The organism is Bacillus sp. FSL L8-0152 (assembly GCF_038006365.1).
GTDB lineage: Bacteria > Bacillota > Bacilli > Bacillales > Bacillaceae_G > Bacillus_A > Bacillus_A cereus.
The window spans coordinates 1,505,948-1,526,392 of the sequence record NZ_JBBOVB010000001.1; the positions used below are offsets into that span (position 1 = coordinate 1,505,948).

Sequence of the window (20,445 nt, forward strand, 5' to 3'; positions counted from 1 at the left end):
GGAGAGGAATATGAAAAATAATAAAAAAGGATTATGGGGAATTATTGTTGCGATAGGTCTATTTTTACTGTCTAAGTTAAAGTGGGTATTTGCAATTTTTAAATTAGCAAAGTTTTCAACGGTATTTAGTATGTTTCTATCGCTTGGCGCATACGCAGTTCTATATGGTTGGAAATTTGGAGTGGCGCTCATTTATTTGTTGTTTGTTCATGAAATGGGCCATTTATGGGCTGCGAAAAGAAAGGGGATCCCAACATCGCCAGCAATCTTTATTCCGTTTATGGGGGCCCTTATTGGAATGAAAGAGATGCCGAAAAATGCGAAAGATGAAGCTTACATCGCCTATATGGGGCCGCTTTTCGGACTTCTTTCATTTTTACCAGCGATCCCACTTTATATAATGACGCAAGAGCCGTTTTGGGCGCTTGTTATTTTGCTTGGAAGTATGATTAATTTCTTTAATTTAATTCCTGTTTCGCCGCTAGATGGTGGGCGAATTATTTCAGTTGTCAGTACTAAAATTTGGGGAGCAGGCCTTATTTTATTACTTGGCTATTCAATTTACTTTAAAAGTATTTTGGGAGGATTTATTGTTATTATCGGTTGTATGGAATTATACAGAGTGATAAAGAGAGATGAGCCGATTAAGGAATTAGGGCATAAAATTGATGGAATGAAAGAATATGTTGCTAGGCTTGAAGAGGAATTAAAAGAAACTGGAGCTGTACATCGGACTATATACATGATGCATCATGAGATGAATGCATTAAGACAAAGTGAACGGGAAAAAGAGTTACAAATAGGTGAACTTCAAAAAATGGAAGTGTTAGAGTATCTTTTACCGAAGTTTGAACCGTTAGATTATGTTCCATATGAAGATGAAATAGATGAGTATACTATTCACATAAGAGAAGCATTTGAAGCGTCAGAAAGAAAATTAAATGAATGGAAAACAGAAAAGGAACAACAAGAAAACTATTATAAAGTGGATACGAAAACGAAATGGACAGTATTTGCTTGTTATATCGGATTAATAGCTATACTTGGTTATACAGCTTATGAAGGTTATATTGTTTTACAGGAGCATTTGCCAAGACGAAATGTGTAGAAAAATATTGTCGAAATGATAGGAAGAATTAATACAGGAATTATATTTCTACGAGAGAATGTTACAAGTATAGTCATACATTGTAATATCTTTAGTAGAGAAGGAGTTCTGTATATGAAGAAATTGTTAAGTGTATTCGGGATTATTATCGTAATGATCATTGCGAGTTATAGTCTTATGAAAGTGCTGTTACATTATGCGAATAAGCCTGCTGAGGTAAATACAATAGCTCAAGTAGAAGATGTGCAAGAAGAGACAAAAGTGCTAGATTTTATTCGAATGACACATGAAAGCTATAATAATTTCTTAAATTACGGTAAAGCAGAGAATTATACAGACGGGGATTGGAAGCAATTTAAGCAATGGTTTCAACAACAAGAACCATCTTTAAAAAATATACATACGGAAATAAAGAATGAAAAAATAAAACGCGATGTAAATAGAAGTTATGAAATTGTAAAAAAAGGTGTGGAACTTCAAAATATTGAGTATGTAGTGTATGCCCACCGTGTATATCATGATTTGGATATTATCGTAAATAAATATAGAGGTGAAACGAATATCTGGGGGTATACGGAGTTTGGTGATGGGAAAGATAGAAAGGTAATTGAACAAGCTATACAAACAAAATAATAAGCTAGCTAGAATTCTAGTTAGCTTATTTTCTTTTGTAAATGCAATGTTCATATATTATTCACAAAAACAACGTGTTAATAGTGATTAAAATCACAATCTGCATTATAAGATTCAGTTAAACTAAAAACAGTTAAGGAAATAGAGGAGTGGGATACAATGTTAAGTGCAAAAACAATTGAAATCGTAAAGTCAACAGTACCATTATTACAAGAAAAAGGCGTTGAAATTACAACGAGATTTTATCAAATTTTATTTTCAGAACATCCGGAGTTATTGAATATTTTTAACCATACGAATCAGAAAAAGGGAAGACAACAACAAGCGTTAGCGAATGCTGTTTATGCAGCTGCAACGTACATTGATAATTTAGAAGCAATTATTCCAGTTGTAAAACAAATTGGTCATAAGCATAGAAGTTTAGGTATTAAAGCTGAGCATTATCCGATTGTAGGTACATGTTTACTACGTGCCATTAAAGAAGTCGCAGGTGCACCTGATGAAGTTTTAAATGCATGGGGAGAAGCATATGGTGTCATTGCTGATGCATTTATTAGCATTGAAGCAGAGATGTATGAAGAAGCTGCACATAAAGAAGGTGGATGGAAAGACTTCCGCAACTTTGTGATTGTTAAAAAAGTGAAGGAAAGCGATGTTATTACGTCATTTTATTTGAAACCTGAAGATGGAGGGAAAGTTTCTTCATTCATCCCAGGTCAATATGTAACGGTTCAAATCAATATTGAAGGTGAGACATATACACATAATCGTCAATACAGTTTATCCGATGCACCTGGGAAAGAATATTATCGTATTAGTGTAAAGAAAGAAAAAGGTGTAGATACACCAGACGGTAAAGTGTCTAATTACTTACATGAACATGTAAAAGAAGGAGATGTTTTACCAGTAAGTGCACCAGCGGGAGATTTCGTGTTAAATATGGATTCAATATTACCAGTTGTACTAATTAGTGGTGGAGTAGGGATTACACCGATGATGAGTATGTTAAATACGTTAATTGAACAAGATTCAAAACGTAATGTATATTTTGTTCATGCAGCAATAAATAGTAATACACATGCAATGAAAGAACACGTTAAGGCAGTAGAAAATGAATATGAACAAGTTAAAGCATATACTTGTTATTCTGCACCGACTGAAAAAGATATAGAAATGAAGAACTTTGATAAAGAAGGTTTCGTTGAAAGCGAATGGTTAAAAACTATTATTCCGACAACTGAAGCAGAATTTTATTTTTGTGGTCCAGTAGCATTTATGAAGCATATAAATGCTACACTAACTGATTTAGGTGTGAAACAAGAGCATATTCATTATGAATTTTTCGGCCCAGCAACAAGCTTACAATAAGACGAATGAGAATAAACAAAAAAACGAGGTATTTATTTTACCTCGTTTTTTATTTGTTCTCGTAATAAACGGTTAACTGTTTCACGGCGTATGCCTATCAGTTGACCAATTTCAGTTTGTGTTAATATTTCATATATAGGAATGTCACCTAAATATAATGTGAACCATTCTTGTAAACGATGAAGACGTTCTTTCGGAGAGACGGTTGTCAATTGATCAATTCGTTGTTGCATCATTCTTAATTTAGATTGCAATTGCATAGCGATGTTGGCATATGATTCGGGATTTGCTTGAAGTCTCTCATACCATTCACTACTAGTGATCGGTTCAACTTCTGTTTTTATTAAAGCGATAGCTGTACCGTGATATTCTTTCGGTGAAATCAAAGAATGATGAGGTATCGTTTCACCTGGAACGATAATGTTGAATAAAAATGGTGTTCCGTCTTCCTCTAGCCGAACTACTTTTAATAAGCCTGTTTTTATAAAGTATAAAGGACCGTCCTCGCCTTGACGGAATAGTACATCTCCTTTGTGTAGAATCAATGTTAGCCCCCCATTAATATGTTTCTATTTCTTCTATTTTAGCGTATATGTATATAGACAATATGCTATTTCAACAGCAATTTCATTGACGAAATGTATGCTATTACAGTAGTATACTATTTAGTGTGTAATAGTACTAGCAATGAATACGCTGTAGGGGGTTTAGTATATTGTTAGATGCGATGAGAATGACGGATATGAGAATTCCGGCGAATGCTATCATTCATGTAGAAGAGATGAAAGGTGGAGTCGTTTTATCCGTTGAAGTAGACGGCCAAATTATTTATACGATGGCTTATGATGAAGAAACAGATAGTTATGCTGAATTATATGATCGAAATGATAAGAGGGCGTGCCAAGTACATGAAGACTTTATGGGATGGTCACTTCTTCACTAAAAAAGATGTCAATATGACATCTTTTTTTATTAAATCGATAGAATATACAAAGAAATGAAATATAAGGATAAAATTTGTAATAATTGATTTTGCATTGTTAGCACTCTGTAACTGCAAGTGAACTATTTTTTCGCTATCATAAAGATAACAGTCGCAGTTATAGGAGTGGTCAACTTGAAGAAAGTACATATTTCAAATTATATGTTATTATGTGTTTGTTTAATTTTATTTGTTCTCCTCGGAGGATTTTTATATTCATGTGTATAAGAAAAACGCATTCTAAAAAGAATACGTTATAAAAGGGAAATAATGATTAATCTAGTTCCAAGAATAATTAACGTAATACGTAATAAATTAATTACGGCGTTACCACTTAGTTTTGTATTAATGTAAGCCCCGATTTTTCCGCCGATCCATGCACCAGGAATAAGGATTAATGCATAAATCCAGCTGACATTTCCAAGTGAGATGTGAGTTGCAGAACTTACAATTGCTGATAGAAATACGATGAACATTGAAGTTGCTACTGCAATATGTGCTGGGAATGCAAAAAGAAGCATCATTGCTGGAACAAGTAAGGCACCGCCACCAATTCCAAATAACCCAGATATAAACCCAACTATAAAGGCAATAAAGATAGCAAGAAACGGTGGGAATTGGTAGTGCACAGTATTTCCATCATTATCTGTAAAAGAACGCTTAATTACAGACGTATTTGAGAGGGAAAGCGGTTTTAATTTGTCTCGAAGCATAAGTAGAATTGAGACGAATATAAGGAAAACCCCAAAGTATAAAGAAAATGTGTCTTGGTTTAAAAATTTATTTGCCCATGATCCGATAATACCACCAGGGCCGCTTCCGATAAATAAAATAAGTCCACTTTTATAATCTACTCGTTTATGCTTCATATAAGTAAGGGTGGAAGATAGCCCTGTAAAAACGACTGTTACCATAGAAGTCCCTACTGCAAGTTGTGGTGATAAACTGTGTAATCCAATTAATAATGGAACAATAATAATTCCGCCTCCAAGCCCAACTAGGCTGCCGACTGTCCCGGCGATTAGTCCGATGAAAAGTAACATGATGTATTCCAAAATTGCCAACTCCTCTAAATAACTTATCCACCAATTATTATACACGCTTTTTAATGAGAAATAGGCTTGTTCACAAAAAAGTCGTCTTCCTAGAAAAATAAGGAAGACGACTTTTGATTAGAAAACAAAATGTAATAGGTAGTAAAATAGAGCAGCTAAAGAAGCTGAAATAGGAAGTGTAATAACCCATGTAATTAACATACGTTTTGCAGTTCCCCATTTTACCCCTTTCACACGGTGAGAAGCACCAACCCCTAAAATAGAAGAAGAGATAACGTGCGTCGTACTAACCGGTAAGTGAATGAATGTTGCACCGAAAATAACAAGTGATGATGATAAATCGGCAGCTACACCATTTACAGGACGAATTTTCATAATTTGTCCACCGACAGTTTTAATAATTTTCCATCCACCGACAGAAGTACCAAGCCCCATTGCGATAGCACAAGATAATTGTACCCAGAACGGAATATCGCTAGAAGTATGATAGTTATTAGCCATAAGAGCCATCGTAATGATTCCCATTGCTTTTTGTGCATCATTCGTACCGTGTGTATAGGCTTGTAATGCTGCAGTGAAAATCTGGAATATACGGAAGTTTTTGTTCGTTTTCGTTAAGTTAAAGTTTTTAAAGACCACTTTAAAAATACTGTATACGATATAACCAATAACGAAAGCGATAATTGGTGAAATGATTAAAGCTTCAAGAATTTTAATGAATCCTTTAAGGTTTAATGAGCTAATACCAGCAGCAGCAATGGCTGCACCTGCGATTGAGCCAATAATTGCATGCGAAGAACTACTTGGGATACCGTAGTACCAAGTAATTAAGTTCCATGCTATCGCCGCAAGTAAAGCAGCTAAAATTACAAGAGAACCATTTTGTAAAGCAAATGGGTCAACGATATCTTTTGTAATCGTTTTTGCTACACCTGTAAATGTCATTGCACCTAAAAAGTTCATAATAGCTGCCATAATAATTGCATGTCTAGGCTTTAGAGCTTTCGTTGAAACAGCCGTTGCAATAGCGTTTGCTGTATCGTGAAATCCATTGATAAAGTCAAAAGCTAAAGCGCAAATGACTACTAAAACGGTCAGTATCAAGAGTGTATCCATGATCAAACTCCTTACGCATTCTTCATAATAATTGTTTCTAATACGTTTGCAACGCTTTGACAGCTATCAGCTACTTCTTCAAGCTCTTCGTAAATCTCTTTAAATTGAATAATCTTAATCGGATCTTTCTCACGAGAGAATAAGTGCTTAATCGCATGACGACGAATATCATCGCATTGTGATTCGTAATCCTTAATCTTAATCGCGTTCGTACGAATGTCGACTAACTTCTTTTTAGACAGTAGTTCAACAGAATTTGCAATTTCAATTGCACATTGATTAATTGCTTCTACGAATTTAATCATGTATTCATCAGCTTCTGTAATAGAATACATTTCGAACAGACCAGCACTGTGATCTAATCCGTCTAATACATCATCCATACTCATTGCAAGTTGTAGGATGTCCTCACGTTCAATCGGAGTAATAAACGCTTTGTTTAGCTCCATAATGATTTCGTGAATAAATGAGTCACCTTTTGACTCATACTCTTTCATGCGCATAGAAAACTCTTTTAAATCGCTAGCATTTTTAATTTTATACTCCACGAAAAATTGCGCGCCTTCTTTTAAATTTTCGGAAACATTCATTAACATTTCAGAAAATTTATCTTTTTTTGATTTAAAGACCATTATTGTTACCCCCACAAAAGTAATATATGTAAAATATATTGGCTAATCAATTCTAACAAAAAACTGTCGTTTTTTAAAACATTTTATCGAAAAGTTTACAAAAACTTAACATAACTCTTGTTGTTCTATTAATAATATTAATATCCAATAGTGAATATCTTACTTGTAGAATGTCCTTTTCTTGCAAAAAGTATGAATGTAAAAGAAAAGCTTTACACTATAGGAATGACTACGTTATTATAATAAATTTAAAAGGCGGTATATTCTTCCTTTTAAAAAGAAGAGTGTAAATAAATGAAGGAAGTGAACGAATGAAATTGAAGAACACTCATTTTAAAAAAATGCTTGAGTGGTTCAATAAGAGGAAGAAACTTCGTAATTCATTAATTGTATTGGGAAGTGTACTCGTTACTCTATTTATTGCTGTAAATATAATAATTTCCATTCAAGACATATCTGAATTAAAACAAGCTGTTCCACAACCGACTTTAATTTATGATGCAAATAATGAGGTCGCAACTAAATTAGCTTCTTCGAAAACAGAAGGCGTTAAAAGAAAAGATATTCCTGATATTATGGTTCAGGCAATTGTTGCAGTAGAAGATAAGGGATTTTTTAACCATCATGGTATTTATTATAGTGGAATTATAAGTGCAGTTTTTAAAAATATTACAGCAGGAGAAGTTGTAGCAGGGGGAAGTACGATTACACAGCAACTCGCGAAGAATGTATTTCTGACACAAGATCGTACATTTTCTCGTAAAATAAAGGAATACTTTTTAACGAAAAAAATAGAACGTACTTATACAAAAGATGAAATTATTGAAATGTATATGAATCAAATTTATTTTGGGGAAGGTGCTTGGGGGATAAAGAGGGCAGCTAAATCTTATTTTGATAAAGAGGTAAAAGATTTATCAATTTCAGAAGCTGCAACGATCGCGGGCTTAATTAAAGCGCCGTCTGCGTATTCGCCTTATAAAAACTTTAATAAATCAATTGAACGACGTAATGTCGTATTAAGTTTAATGAAGGAACAAGGATATATTTCTGAAGAGCAATACAATAAAGAAAAAGAGTCAGGCCTTGTATTAAAACGTGGGGTTGATGATAAATATAAAGGTAAATACTCCCAATATGTAGACTATATAGTTAGAGAAGCGATGGATAAGTATGAATTAACACAAAATGAAATTTTAGCAGGTGGTTATCGTATTTATACTGAGCTGGATCCGAAAAAACAACAAGCTATAGAAGATGTTGTGAATAATGATAGTTATTTCAAAGATAGTGGCTCAGATCAACTTATGCAAACGGGTGTAGTCCTTATAAATCCCAAAACAGGCGGTGTTCCAGCTTTAGTTGGGGGGAGAGGACCATATCAGTTTTTACAATTTAATCATGCTACGCAATTAAAAAGACAGCCAGGTTCAACATTAAAGCCTCTAGCTGTATATGTACCCGCTTTAGAACAAGGGTATGAGGTATACGATATATTAAAGGATGAACCATTTCATATTAAAGAATATGAACCTAAAAATAGTGATCAGGCTTTTCATGGTAATGTGACAATGTACGAAGCGGTAGCAAAGTCGTATAATGTTTCTGCTGTGTGGTTATTAGAACAAATAGGATTAGATAAAGGATTGAAATCTTTAGAGCGATTTGGTATTCCATTAGTACCAGAAGACCGTACGTATCCAATTGCTTTAGGTGGGATGCATGTAGGGACATCTCCATTTGTAATGGCCCAAGCATATAGTACATTCGCTAATGATGGGGTTCAAGTAGAGGCTCATGCAATTAGAGAAGTTCAAAATGCTGAAGGGGAGATAATAGGGAAATGGTATAAGAAAGAGACACGAGTGACGAGTGAGAAAATCGCTCAAAAGATGACGTATTTATTAAAAGGTGTTGTAGAAAAGGGAACAGGTGGAAAAGCGAAAGTTAATAATGTTGATACAGCAGGAAAGACAGGGACGACTCAACTTGTAAATGGCCCGAGCGTAGGGGCAAAGGACTCGTGGTTTGTAGGATACACACCAGATTTAGTAGGTGCGATTTGGGTAGGATATGACAAAACAGATAGCGAGCATTATGTTCCGGGTGGTAGCCAAATTACAACGACGATGTTCCGGGATATCATGAAAAAAGCAAATGCAAACCCAGCCCAAAAAGCGTTCCAATTGTCGTTAATATCTGAGGCGGACTATAAAAAACAATTGCAAACAATTGAAGAAGAAAAGCGAAGAAAAGAAGAAGAAAAGAAAAGGCAAGAAGAAGAGCAACAAAGGAAAAAAGAACAGCAAGAGTGGTTTGATAAAGTGAAAGAGTGGATTCCATCATTATGGTAAAAAAAGAGGCGAATTTCATTATTCGCCTCTTTCTCGTGTGAAAAATAAAGTGAGCTCATAATGAGTGAGATAAATGCTACTATTCATTAAGAGTAATGTTCGTAATGCCAAAAGATTGAGAATCGTATGTGACGATTATTGTTCCTTTACTAATCGGTTCGTAAGGTAATTCTTCTTCATAACTACCATTATTTTCATTATGGATAGACAGCGTGATTTCATCAATTCCTTTATTTGTATACTGATCTTTAATCGTTTCAGCAATTTGAAGTAGAGTTTCGTAGTTAGAAGCTTTCGTAATAAGCATTCCTTTTATAACTTTTTTTTCATTATTTGTGGAATTGGAATAAGGGATGTCGTTTTGTTTCGTATACAAAAGTTTGTATGGAACTGTTTTTCTCTCCGCTTTTGAAATAGTGGAATATTTTAGAGTTAAAAAAAATCCTACACATAAAATAATGCATACCATAAGAGCAATCCAAATGCGTATCAGTGACATAACTCTCATTTTTCATCCCTCTTTCATATCTTTGACTTCATTATTTATCATACAAAATGAGGATTAAGATAGAGTAAATTTGAGGTAAAGAAACGTAAAGAAGGAGCACTTATCCTCCCAAATAAGTGCTCCTTTTTATTAAAAGAGAGATTTAATAGACAATCAAAATCACATCTATTACTTATAAATGTGCTTAGTTCTCCCAAAATATTTTCGGAAATTGTGGTTAGTAAATTCGGAAGACAGATAGTGTCGCAGTTGTATCGCCCGCAGGTCCTTGAGCGCCTTGAGGCCCTTGAGCACCAGTAGTCCCCGTAGTTCCTCCACCTAGGCAACCAGATCCATATTGAACTAGAATAGCTTGACCAAGAGCTTGAAGAAGTCTAACAAATTCTGTAAGTTCTGACTTAGGGATGTTAATATGGCTACATGCTCTTACTTCTCAACAATCATTACCATAAAATACTTTTCCTTTATTTTTATTGTTCATCTTTTCATTCCTTTCTTTCATAGAATAAATAGTCGTTACTATATATTAAAATGAAATTCAAATTAAATTCGTGATGGACAAACTACTATTTCTCAAAAAATAAGAAGTTTACCTACCTAACACGAACAATAAAAAAGTAGAGAAAAATCTATATGTTTTAAAGAGAATAAATTAGCATAAAAAAACTCCCTTTAATTGTTAGAGTTTGCTTAACAATTAAAGGGAGTTCATAGAACAGCATTATCATTTTATAAGTTAATTGCTTCACGATTTACTTTAGGTAAAATCGGAATAGAAATAGTGAAGGTTGTACCGTCTGGAGCACTAGTCATTTTGAGCGTACCGTTATGATTTTGGATGATTTTTTTTGTTACTGACAAGCCTAGTCCTGTTCCCGAATCCTTCGTTGAGAAGAATGGATCAAAGATATATTCTTGAATAGCTGGAGGAATACCAATTCCATTATCTGTGAAAGTAATCCGAACGAAGTTATCAAGGCGATAACTAGTGATTTGAATAGAAAGAGGTTTGTCGCCTTGAGCATCGACGGCATTTTGAAATAGATTTAAAAACACTTGAACAAGTTCATGTCGATCAATATTGACTAAAATATCATCTAATTCATTAGAGAAGTTATAATCAATTGAAATGTTATGCAAGGAGACTTCACTAGCTAGTAACTGTTGAATATAGTCACGTAAAAATGTATTGATCGGAAACGGTTCTCTTGTAAATTCCCGTGTTTTTGAAACAGCTAAAAATTTTGTAATAATATTATTTGCACGATCTAATTCAGGGATAAGCAAGTTTTTAAATAACTCTTGATTTGATGTAGAAACGCTTTCTTGTAAAAATTGTAAGTATCCTCGTACTGTTGTAAGAGGATTTCGTACTTCGTGTGCAATTCCAGCTGCGATTCGCCCTGCTAACGAAAACTTCTCTGCATCACGTTCTGTATTTAAATAATGAAAGACACTAATAACTCTAAAAATCTCACCGTTATAATCACGAATAATTCGGTTATTTATAATACCGTAATTTTTGTCTAAAACTTCTTCATTATATATTTCTGTTCCCGTTCTTAATGTTTCAATTGCTTTAATTTTTTCTTCCGGCAAGTTTAGTAATTGTTGAATTGGTTTTCCAATAATATCATTACGTATTACACCGAAATCATCTGCGGCAACTTGATTACATAAAGTAATATTCCCTTTACTATCGACAAAGGTTACATGATGTGAAAAGGCATCAAAAATATGAACAAAGTGTTTTTCAAGTTGTTCAAATAAAAATAATGAATCACAAGTAAGTTGAAAATTAGCTTCTTTATTTTCTTTTGGTATTTCTTGAATGGAATGAGTTGTTCTGGTTTTCTTTATTCGTAAACCAATATGTGGATTTTTGTATGTGAAATGATGTGGTAATTGATTCACAAGTTCTTCATAAAAACGTACTTTATTTTCTAGTTCTTCAATTCGTTTTTCATGAGATACAGTAGCATCGTTTGGAAGCATAAATAAATAACCCCTCATTTTAAAAATTCTTCCATATAGTATATCATATTTTTATAAGGATACTCTTAAAGAAAAGGCTACATGATGCAAAGTGTTTGGAAAGTGAATAGAAGATGAAGTTAAAAAGGGAGGGATATATGTGCTGTTCATTGGAGTGACAGGATGGGGAGATCATAATTCTTTATACATAGATTCCTATGAAAATAGAAATAAATTACGAACATATAGCGAGTATTTTCCTATTGTGGAAGTGGATAGTTCATTTTACGCGATGCAACCTGCACGAAATTATATAAAATGGGCAATGGAAACGCCGAAAGATTTTTCTTTTGTCGTAAAAGCGTATCAAGGAATGACAGGACATATGAAAGGTGAAATTCCTTTTTCTACGTTCGATGAGATGTTTGATGTGTATAAACAGTCTATTCTTCCTTTATTAGAAGCTGATAAATTAAAAACAATTTTATTTCAATATCCACCATGGTTTGATTGCAAAAAGAAAAATGTAGATTTTCTTCGATATACGAAAGAAAAAATGGAAGGTTTACCATGTGCAATAGAATTTCGAAATCAAACATGGTTTTATCCAGAAATGATAGATAAGACGTTACAGTTTCTAGAACAGGAGAAATGGGTTCATACAATTTGTGATGAACCACAGGCTGGGATAGGTTCTGTGCCACTCGTGTTAGAGGTTACGAATTCAGACATGGCATTAATACGTTTTCACGGTCGAAATGTTCATGGTTGGCTTGATAAAGGGGAAAATTGGAGAGCGGTTCGCTGTTTATATCGCTACAACAATAAAGAACTGGAAGAATGGGTTGAACGACTAGAGCAATTAAAAAAGAAAACAAAGGATATATACGTACTGTTTAACAACAATTCAGGTGGGGATGCAGCAGATAATGCGAAACAGCTTATGAAAATGATGAACATTACATATGGTGAGCCGAAGCCGGAGCAATTAAATTTTTTTGAATGATAATAAACAAGAAAGGCACTGTACAAACAGGGGGAATGTACAGTGCCTTTCTATATGAAAAAGAGGGGTAACAATGTTACTGAGCGTTTGGTTGATTCATCAATTGTTGGCTTCATAATAAATGATAATGGTTATCATTATCATTGTCAATGGTTTTTCTAAAAATATATAAAAAACTTTGTATATTTTAAATAGAGATAAAAAAAGAACAGCATTAATGCTGTTCTTTTCCGTTGACAAATTGTTGTAAATCAAAAGGAGTTATCGCCTGGATAAATTCTTTTGAGATAAGTGTTTGAACGAGAGTGCTCTCAGAGATAGAAGCACCTGTTTTCTTTTCATAAGCTTGTTTTAATAAATCAAGTTTTTCAGCCGTTTCTTTTGGTAATTCAATTGTAAGTGTGTTCATAATTTCTCCCCCTTAGTATTAGAGTACCACTACAGTATAGGAGAGACAAGAAAAGAGAATATGAAATATAAAAAAGGTTACCAAATTTTCAAATGGTAACCTTTTTTATGTATAAGAGTTATTAAGCAATACCGATATACTTTAAAGTTTTTGATGGAGTACTGTGATCAAAGAAGTGTTGTAAAAATGCAATATCAACACCTGATTTGTATGCACAATAACCCCAAGTTTTTCGAAGTGTATGTGAGCTAATCCCTTCTAATCCAACTTCTTTTGCAGCTTTGTTTAAAATGTACCATGCATGTTGTCTCGTAATAGATTTTGTTCCTTTTTGAGATTTTAGCAATGGTTCATTACGTTTCCAAGTTTTACGTTCTTTCATGTAGTCTTCGATTGCGTGCTGTAAGTCTTCATTTACAGCAAACCATTTATGTTTCTTCACTTTTTCATTGTAAAATAAAATGGAATGGCGAACATTTTCATTTTCATCGATTACATCACTAACTTTTAATTGTAAGATTTCACTTACTTTTAAGCCAGAATTTACAGCTAATACGAATAATAAGCCATCACGTTTCGAAGATTGTAAAAGTATATTTTTGATAGTTTCTAATTGTTTTTCATTTTGAATAGGTTGTCCTGCTTGTTTCATTTCACGCACTCTCCTCTTTTATATGTGTAAAGGAAAGGATTAACTTGTTTCTTACTATAAAGGGAGAGTGTGAATTTCATGTGAACTCCTAGTGAAATTAAGACAAATTATTTGACTTCTTTTACTTTTTGTAAATTGAAATAGAATACAACACTGTTAGTCGTATTATACACACCGTATTCGGCATGATGGAGGTCTAAAATGTTTTTAACAATAGATAATCCGAGACCGGTACCTCCAGTGTGACGGCTACGTGATGCATCTAGACGATAGAAGCGATCCCAAATTTTTTCAAGACTTTCTTCAGGGATAGGGTTTCCTGTATTTTCGATTTCGACTTTTACGGTATCTTCTGCTTCTATAATAGAGACTTGTATTTTTTCTCCATCTGGCGTATAACGGATTGCATTACTTAGTAAGTTCACAACTACTTGCTCAATACGGCTACGATTTGCTTTAACAAGTATAGAAGGGTCTGCATCGACATTCACTTGTAAATGTTTTTCTTCCATGCTAAATAATAATTTTGTGTAGACTTGTTGCGTTAATTCACCGATTGAGAACGTCGTCATATCTAGTTTGTAAGTACCAGATTCCAACTTTGCTAATTCTAACATTTCAACAATCAGCCTGTTCATATTTTCTGTTTCTTCTAAAATAACATCAGTATAATACGAAGTATCCTTACTAACACCATCTTTAATTCCTTCTGCAAAACTTCTAATTACACTCAGTGGTGTTTTTAATTCGTGTGACACGCCAGAAATGAATTCTTTTCTTGTTTTTTCTAATTGACGTTCACGTTCAATATCTTGTTGTAACTTTGTATTAGCGACATTTAATCGATCGATTCGATCTTTTAAATTTACAGATAATGTATTGATACTGCCAGAAAGCCCGCCAATTTCATCGTCAGCTGTAACAGGTAATTTCTCGCTGAAATCAAAATTAGCCATTTTTTTTGTAACACGATTTATTTTAATTAATGGCTTAACAATGATTTTTGAGTAGTAGAAGGATAACAAAATAATAACGAGAAACACGATGATTAAGGCATAAACATAATAGTCTTTTAAAACGAGCATCGCTTCATTAACGGGCTGCAAAGATGCTATCGCAAAAGCATATTCTGTAATCTTTCCGTTTTCTATAATCGGTTTTACAAAGATACTATTTTTTATATTTTCGCCACCATCTAATATGAACGTGTTTAATTGGTTCGAGTTAGAAGTGCCATCTCTAATAATATCTGCAAAATATTGAACGGCTTGTAATGTTTCAATATCATTTGCAAGACGAACCTCAGCTTTTGATGGGAGCTGTAACTTAGTTATAACACCTGTAAAGACGATGCGAGTTGTAGATTTGTATCGGCTCGTAAGTCTATTCTTGGAAGGATTACCATTAATTGACTGAAAGTCCGAATAGAAATGTTCGTTTTGCCATTGATTATAATTCGTTCCTAATTTTTGTGGTGTAATTATATTATTCTCTTGTACGACTCCATCAACATTAATTATTACATCTTTTTTTAAACCTAAATTTTCGAATTTATTATATTCTTCTGGTGTTAAAAGATTATTGAGTGGAATGGAATACTGTTTATTATTGTTGGGATTAAATACATCGATATAGTAATTGTTATCACTTTTAATAATACCGTTAGAATCCAAAAACTGCATATCGGCATTTGTTTTATCATGAAATTCTTGTTTTAGTTTTCTAACTTTCTCATAACTTTTATCACTTTTGTCATAATTATCTACGAATTTTTCAAAAGCAGTTTGAACTGTTTTTACTTTTTTATTAATATAAAATTTCTCTAAAAATAGAGATTGTCCTAGGAAAAAAAGTAGGAATATTATTGTAAATAAAGTTGATGTTAATAAAAATAGTTTAAAGACGATACTTCTGTTTTTCACTGCGTCACCTCTTATGAGAAATACTGTAAATGATTTCTTTATCCCGCCTTAACAGGTAATAAGACTCCTACTTCAAAATTCGGCAAATACAAGGGAGTTAGGCGGGAGATCAACTGCCCGTAAAATCCTGATTGGTTCAACTAATAATCAATGGAGAATGGGAAAAATCCCCACTGATTAAAGTTTCACTTTATTATAACAAACGTTACAAGAAAGTAGAGGGGAGAAATCTGTCTCTTTATAAAATAGTTATTTATAAAAAGTCACATAAAAAGAACTCGCCAGACGTATGACAAGTTCTTTAATGTATTATTGTTGAATTGCTGCATCTAAAGCGATTTCAATCATTTCGTTAAATGTAGTTTGACGCTCTTCAGATGTTGTTTCTTCGCCAGTGAAGATGTGATCGCTAACTGTTAATACAGATAATGCATTTACACCGTATTTCGCTGCTAATGTGTAAAGAGCAGTTGTTTCCATTTCTACTGCTAATACACCGTAATCTCCAAGTTTTTTAACCATGTCCATGCTTTCACGATAAAACACATCTGCTGTTAAAACGTTACCGACACGAACGTGTAATCCTTTTTCAGTTCCAGCATCGTAAGCTTTCTTTAAAAGATCAAAGTTTGCAGCTGGTGCAAAATCAAATCCTGGGAATGTTAAACGGTTCATATTAGAATCAGTACAAGCCGTCATTGCGATAATAACATCACGAACTTTTACATCTTTTTGAATTGCACCGCAAGTTCCAACGCGAATTAAATTTTTAACTCCGTAGCTTTGGATTAATTCGTTTACATAAATAGAAATAGAAGGAACACCCATACCTGTACCTTGAACAGATACACGTTTTCCTTTATAAGTTCCAGTGAAACCTAACATACCACGTACGTTATTATAGCAAGTAACATCCTCTAGAAATGTTTCAGCGATATATTTTGCACGTAATGGATCACCAGGTAATAGAATAGATTCAGCGATTTCGCCTTGTTTTGCTTCGATATGTACACTCATGAAAAGTCCTCCTTATAATGTATTGATAGAAATCAATATCATTTGCATTATACACTACGAATCCTTTCAATTAAAATCTTTTTATTATTTGTAATATGTGCAAAATAGGAGGATTTCATAAATCATAATCTAGAATATATACCTTAAGAAGTTTTGTATGAACAGAGACAATAAAAATGGTAGGTGATGTTTTGAAAAATCTTGTCATTGGACTTATTGCGTTAGTACTTATTGTGGCAGGAGGATTTTACATAAAAAAATATCAAGAAAACGAAGAGACTGTAGGAGATGTTCAGGAAGTAAAGTGGGATGTGTCAAATGGAAAGGGAAATGAGAAAGTAGATATTGTATTTCAGTTGTTAAACAAAAAGAATAATGAAATTCGTGGTGTAAATGATCAAATTCGGGCAGTGATTGTAGATGGACAGTTAAAACACATACAACAAATTAAACCTACATTTGCAGGGAACGGGTCATATAAGTTATCTTCCAAAATAGCGAAAGACGAAGAATATACAATATTTTTATACGAAGATAAAAATAAGTCCGTAGAGTCATTCGCTAGGAAAGATTTTGGTAGAACGAAAGAGGAGAACAATAAGAAAAAAGTGAAATTTCCAATCGACAGTGTACTTACAAAAAAAATAGGAGAGTATGAAGTTTCTCTTTTATTTGGTGCATTATATCCGAATGAACCAGTTACGTTAACATTTCAGTTTCAAGCGAAAAAGGGTGAAAAATTGAAATTACATTCAGAGAGAGGAGAAGTAGAGTCACTCTATATCGTGGATGAAACGAAGGAGAACTTTTTATACGCTATGCCTGTAGATACGGATGAGCAATTACAATACCGGATTACATTTCCTGCCGAGGGCACGTATAAAATGTGGGGGAATTTCTATATAAATGGTAAGAAGTATGAAAAAGAATTTATTGTACAAGTTCAAAAAAGAAAAAACAGCTAAGAATTTAGCTGTTTTTTCTTTTTCCTATTAATTTTGTTACAGAGAGCATTGTAATTGGTAAAGAATGATTCTTCCTAAATGCTAAATATTTACCGCTCCATGCTGGTTTATATTTTTCTTTAAAATGGCGTAATCCGCTGAAACTATACGTATAACGAACGTTATTAAAGATTGCAGCAGCCACTCGTTCAGACCAGAAAGACTGTGTGGATAAACCAACATTTGAAAGTGGTGCCATACCAATATTAAAGGAGTGGTATTCATTTTCTTTTGCCCACTGGAATAAGTGGATGAAAATTGCGTCCATAATGCCGCTAGGCGCATCTGGATAATATCGCATTAAATCGACAGATAATGATCCGTTTTGATATACGGGCATGAATGTTGTGAATGCAATAATTTTTCCATCTGCATCAGATAATGTTGCAATAGGAGCACGACTAATATATTCACGATCGAAGTATCCGAGTGAAAAACCTTTCTCTTTTTTTCCACCAAGCCATGCATCTGAAACTTTTCTTAACTCTTCATATAATTCGTCTGAGAAAGGTGGCTCGTGAATAGAGAATGTATAGCCTTCTCTTTCAAAACGGTTGAAAGTAGCTCGCATGCCAGCGCGTTTCTTTCCTGTTATTGTAAATGTATTTAAATCAACAACAGCTTCTTCACCGAGCTTAAAGAAGTTATAACCAAAATCGTGATATAAACTCATCCATTTACTTTCAATTTGGTAGAATACACAAATGTATCCAAATCGATCAGCCTCAGCTAAAAACTCTTGCAGTACAGTACGATAGGAGGAAGGGTCCCCAATTGGATCACCTAGTACAATAAGTCGTTTTCCAGTTATTGAGAAGAGAATGAGTGCTTTTCCATCACTACTGAAAAAGAACTGCTTATCTCCTAGAAAACCTAAATGACTAAGTACGTTTCCACCATGTTCATCTAAGAAGTTTTGTAATCTTTTATCATTAGCTGGTTGCCCGGGAAATTCATTTCGATAACGATTTGCAATGAGTGAACCAATTAGTAAAAAAGTAGGAACAAAAAAGGCAGCTGCTAATGCACTTCGTTTCACTTGTGTAATATTACGAACGACAAAATCAGGTTTGAAAGCTTCCTTTGCACCTGCAAATAAAATACCTAAGTTTTTATATAAATATAACGTTACAAGTAGGAATATAAAAACTTTTACGATATCGGAAAGTGAGACTTCCATTTTCTCACGTACAAACCTTTTACGAAGCATATACAATACAGCGAGTACGATTAATAAAATAAACGTTTCTTCAACATCAATTCCTTTTAGTGTATTAAAAATAGCCGCTCCAATTAAAGAAACAATCGTCATATAATAAGAACGTTTTGTTCCGTAATATATCCCCCGTGAAAGAATGAGTAGGAGAATACCGAATGTTAGCGATAAGCTAAAAGAAAATTGAATAAGGTGTTTTGGAGCTAGAATATGTAAGGCGTGTGCCCGATTTATACTTGTCGGTAGAATGGTTGATAAAATAACCATTAAGCCAGCAAATACTGTTAAAGCAGCAGATGCCCAAGAACCTAACTTTCCTAGAAAGTCACGCTGCAAAGTCCATATAACACCAGTTGTCTCTAATGCAGGCGCAATAAAAGGTTTATCTTCAAACTTTTTAATGGCTACTCCTGTCATTTCAAAAGCTGCAAAAATGAGACCAAGGCAGAATGGTAAGATGTAATAGACGAGACGATATAATAACATAGCAGGGAGTAAAACACCTGTATCGATGCCGTATTGCCCAAGCCCAGTTAAGAAGACAAGATCAAATGATCCAAGGCCACCAGGAACAAGACTAACGACACCAGCTAAAGCAGCAATGACATATACGCCTAAAAACTTTTGGAATTCGATTTCAATGCCAAATAATAATAATATGACGTACATAACAATACCAGCAGATACCCATTCGACTAATGAAACTAATGAGTATAAAACGGTTGGGTTTTTCTCCTCTTCTTCTTGTCCCTCTGTTTGCGTCGCTTTTCTATTTTTTAATTTAGAAAACCCGATATATATAGGAACGAAAAGAGCAAAGAAGATAAGAACAGGCCATAGCCATGGTTTTTCATGCAAAATAAATCTCGTGTCTAATATTCCGATAAGACCAAGAAATGAAAGAATGGCTAATCCATTAATAAAGGCAGTTGTCATCCAAGCGATACTTTTAATAAGTTTTCCATTTTCTTTTATGTATGGACGATAAAGCATTGTGCGTACGCCGGCTCCAACGAGACCACCAAACCCGATAAATCCATTTAAAGTATTAGCAATCCACGAGATACGGAAAATCTTTTGGACAGGAATATCAGCTTTTAAGTAACGAAGCATAACATAGTCATAAAAGAACATTGTTGATACAGCGAATGCACCAAGTGTAATTGCTAAAAAGACTCCTCCAGTTGGAATGTTTTTAATTGTATCAATCGCTTCTAAAAAAGAAATGCCCGCTAATTCTTTTTTTGCTTGAAAGAATACAATTGTTAATACAACAAATGGGAAGATAATTTTCCCGATTTGTAAGAAACGTTTCCATGAAAACGACATAAATACAACTCTCCTTGTGTAAGAAAACTGAGACAATAATATTATTATGACAAACTTCAAGAAAAATAAAAAGGTAAATTCCTGTATAGGGGAGCTATTTTTTATATAGGTATATTTAAAAGAATATTTTGTTTATCAGAAAATTAAGTTAGAATAAGAT

Annotated in this window: 18 protein-coding genes and 1 pseudogene; 7 read left to right on the forward strand and 12 right to left on the reverse strand. The window is 33.7% G+C overall.

Features of this window, described 5'->3' with window-relative positions:
- The first annotated feature begins 10 nt into the window (after nucleotides 1-10).
- From MHH27_RS07695 to hmpA, 3 genes are all read left to right on the forward strand, one after another.
- Entirely contained in the window at nucleotides 11-1,108 is a 1,098-nt protein-coding gene (locus tag MHH27_RS07695; RefSeq protein ID WP_064531931.1) for a site-2 protease family protein, read from the forward strand.
- A gap of 114 nt (nucleotides 1,109-1,222) precedes the next feature.
- Complete coding sequence (locus MHH27_RS07700) at nucleotides 1,223-1,741, forward strand: hypothetical protein (RefSeq protein WP_053564903.1); 519 nt, start codon at nucleotides 1,223-1,225, stop codon at nucleotides 1,739-1,741.
- Nucleotides 1,742-1,900: 159 nt separating this feature from the next.
- Nucleotides 1,901-3,109: an NO-inducible flavohemoprotein gene (hmpA, locus tag MHH27_RS07705; protein WP_340942135.1), complete on the forward strand. Its 1,209-nt coding sequence runs from the start codon at nucleotides 1,901-1,903 to the stop codon at nucleotides 3,107-3,109.
- Nucleotides 3,110-3,141: 32 nt separating this feature from the next.
- Here the strand turns inward: hmpA and MHH27_RS07710 are convergent, their stop codons facing one another.
- A complete protein-coding gene (locus tag MHH27_RS07710) occupies nucleotides 3,142-3,654 on the reverse strand; it encodes a Crp/Fnr family transcriptional regulator (RefSeq protein ID WP_000600585.1) in 513 nt (170 codons plus the stop codon).
- A gap of 170 nt (nucleotides 3,655-3,824) precedes the next feature.
- Here MHH27_RS07710 and MHH27_RS07715 point away from each other — a divergent pair, with 170 nt between their 5' ends.
- The gene (locus MHH27_RS07715) at nucleotides 3,825-4,052 is read left to right on the forward strand and encodes a hypothetical protein (RefSeq protein WP_000883009.1); all 228 of its coding nucleotides are present in this window, start codon (nucleotides 3,825-3,827) and stop codon (nucleotides 4,050-4,052) included.
- Between the two features lie 293 nt (nucleotides 4,053-4,345).
- Here MHH27_RS07715 and MHH27_RS07720 read toward each other — a convergent pair whose 3' ends face one another.
- From MHH27_RS07720 to MHH27_RS07730, 3 genes are all read right to left on the reverse strand, one after another.
- Entirely contained in the window at nucleotides 4,346-5,146 is an 801-nt protein-coding gene (locus MHH27_RS07720; RefSeq protein WP_053564902.1) for a sulfite exporter TauE/SafE family protein, read from the reverse strand.
- Nucleotides 5,147-5,263: 117 nt separating this feature from the next.
- Nucleotides 5,264-6,262 carry an inorganic phosphate transporter gene (locus tag MHH27_RS07725; protein WP_000380276.1) on the reverse strand — a complete coding sequence of 333 codons (999 nt, stop codon included), beginning with the start codon at nucleotides 6,260-6,262 and terminating at the stop codon, nucleotides 5,264-5,266.
- A gap of 11 nt (nucleotides 6,263-6,273) precedes the next feature.
- Nucleotides 6,274-6,894 (reverse strand): DUF47 domain-containing protein, encoded by a 621-nt coding sequence (locus tag MHH27_RS07730; RefSeq protein ID WP_000231445.1) that lies wholly within the window; start codon nucleotides 6,892-6,894, stop codon nucleotides 6,274-6,276.
- Nucleotides 6,895-7,205: 311 nt separating this feature from the next.
- On the opposite strand from MHH27_RS07730, the gene MHH27_RS07735 reads away from it, so the two are divergent.
- Complete coding sequence (locus tag MHH27_RS07735) at nucleotides 7,206-9,248, forward strand: transglycosylase domain-containing protein (RefSeq protein ID WP_340942138.1); 2,043 nt, start codon at nucleotides 7,206-7,208, stop codon at nucleotides 9,246-9,248.
- A gap of 79 nt (nucleotides 9,249-9,327) precedes the next feature.
- On the opposite strand, the gene MHH27_RS07740 is transcribed toward MHH27_RS07735, so the two are convergent.
- The 3 genes and pseudogenes from MHH27_RS07740 to MHH27_RS07750 all read right to left on the reverse strand — a co-directional run bounded on the left by MHH27_RS07740 (nucleotide 9,328) and on the right by MHH27_RS07750 (nucleotide 11,751).
- On the reverse strand, nucleotides 9,328-9,756 hold the full coding sequence (locus tag MHH27_RS07740; protein ID WP_065228522.1) for a hypothetical protein: 429 nt from the start codon (nucleotides 9,754-9,756) through the stop codon (nucleotides 9,328-9,330).
- 217 nt (nucleotides 9,757-9,973) lie between these two features.
- Nucleotides 9,974-10,258, reverse strand: a pseudogene (locus MHH27_RS07745) (hypothetical protein).
- A gap of 227 nt (nucleotides 10,259-10,485) precedes the next feature.
- Nucleotides 10,486-11,751, reverse strand: a complete 1,266-nt coding sequence (locus MHH27_RS07750) for an ATP-binding protein (protein ID WP_053564899.1) — start codon at nucleotides 11,749-11,751, stop codon at nucleotides 10,486-10,488.
- Nucleotides 11,752-11,890: 139 nt separating this feature from the next.
- Here MHH27_RS07750 and MHH27_RS07755 point away from each other — a divergent pair, with 139 nt between their 5' ends.
- Nucleotides 11,891-12,736, forward strand: a complete 846-nt coding sequence (locus MHH27_RS07755) for a DUF72 domain-containing protein (RefSeq protein WP_053564898.1) — start codon at nucleotides 11,891-11,893, stop codon at nucleotides 12,734-12,736.
- A gap of 214 nt (nucleotides 12,737-12,950) precedes the next feature.
- Here the strand turns inward: MHH27_RS07755 and MHH27_RS07760 are convergent, their stop codons facing one another.
- From MHH27_RS07760 to deoD, 4 genes are all read right to left on the reverse strand, one after another.
- The gene (locus tag MHH27_RS07760; protein ID WP_001094860.1) at nucleotides 12,951-13,145 is read right to left on the reverse strand and encodes a DUF3924 domain-containing protein; all 195 of its coding nucleotides are present in this window, start codon (nucleotides 13,143-13,145) and stop codon (nucleotides 12,951-12,953) included.
- A gap of 121 nt (nucleotides 13,146-13,266) precedes the next feature.
- Nucleotides 13,267-13,797 (reverse strand): tyrosine-type recombinase/integrase, encoded by a 531-nt coding sequence (locus tag MHH27_RS07765; RefSeq protein ID WP_000806236.1) that lies wholly within the window; start codon nucleotides 13,795-13,797, stop codon nucleotides 13,267-13,269.
- Between the two features lie 107 nt (nucleotides 13,798-13,904).
- Nucleotides 13,905-15,719 (reverse strand): sensor histidine kinase, encoded by a 1,815-nt coding sequence (locus MHH27_RS07770; protein WP_069355308.1) that lies wholly within the window; start codon nucleotides 15,717-15,719, stop codon nucleotides 13,905-13,907.
- Between the two features lie 309 nt (nucleotides 15,720-16,028).
- Nucleotides 16,029-16,736: a purine-nucleoside phosphorylase gene (deoD, locus tag MHH27_RS07775; protein WP_000110707.1), complete on the reverse strand. Its 708-nt coding sequence runs from the start codon at nucleotides 16,734-16,736 to the stop codon at nucleotides 16,029-16,031.
- Nucleotides 16,737-16,912: 176 nt separating this feature from the next.
- Between deoD and MHH27_RS07780 the strand changes: the two genes are divergently transcribed.
- Nucleotides 16,913-17,701 carry a hypothetical protein gene (locus MHH27_RS07780; protein ID WP_340942142.1) on the forward strand — a complete coding sequence of 263 codons (789 nt, stop codon included), beginning with the start codon at nucleotides 16,913-16,915 and terminating at the stop codon, nucleotides 17,699-17,701.
- Between the two features lie 4 nt (nucleotides 17,702-17,705).
- Here the strand turns inward: MHH27_RS07780 and mprF are convergent, their stop codons facing one another.
- Nucleotides 17,706-20,285 (reverse strand): bifunctional lysylphosphatidylglycerol flippase/synthetase MprF, encoded by a 2,580-nt coding sequence (gene mprF / locus MHH27_RS07785; RefSeq protein ID WP_000010853.1) that lies wholly within the window; start codon nucleotides 20,283-20,285, stop codon nucleotides 17,706-17,708.
- Nucleotides 20,286-20,445: the final 160 nt, after the last annotated feature.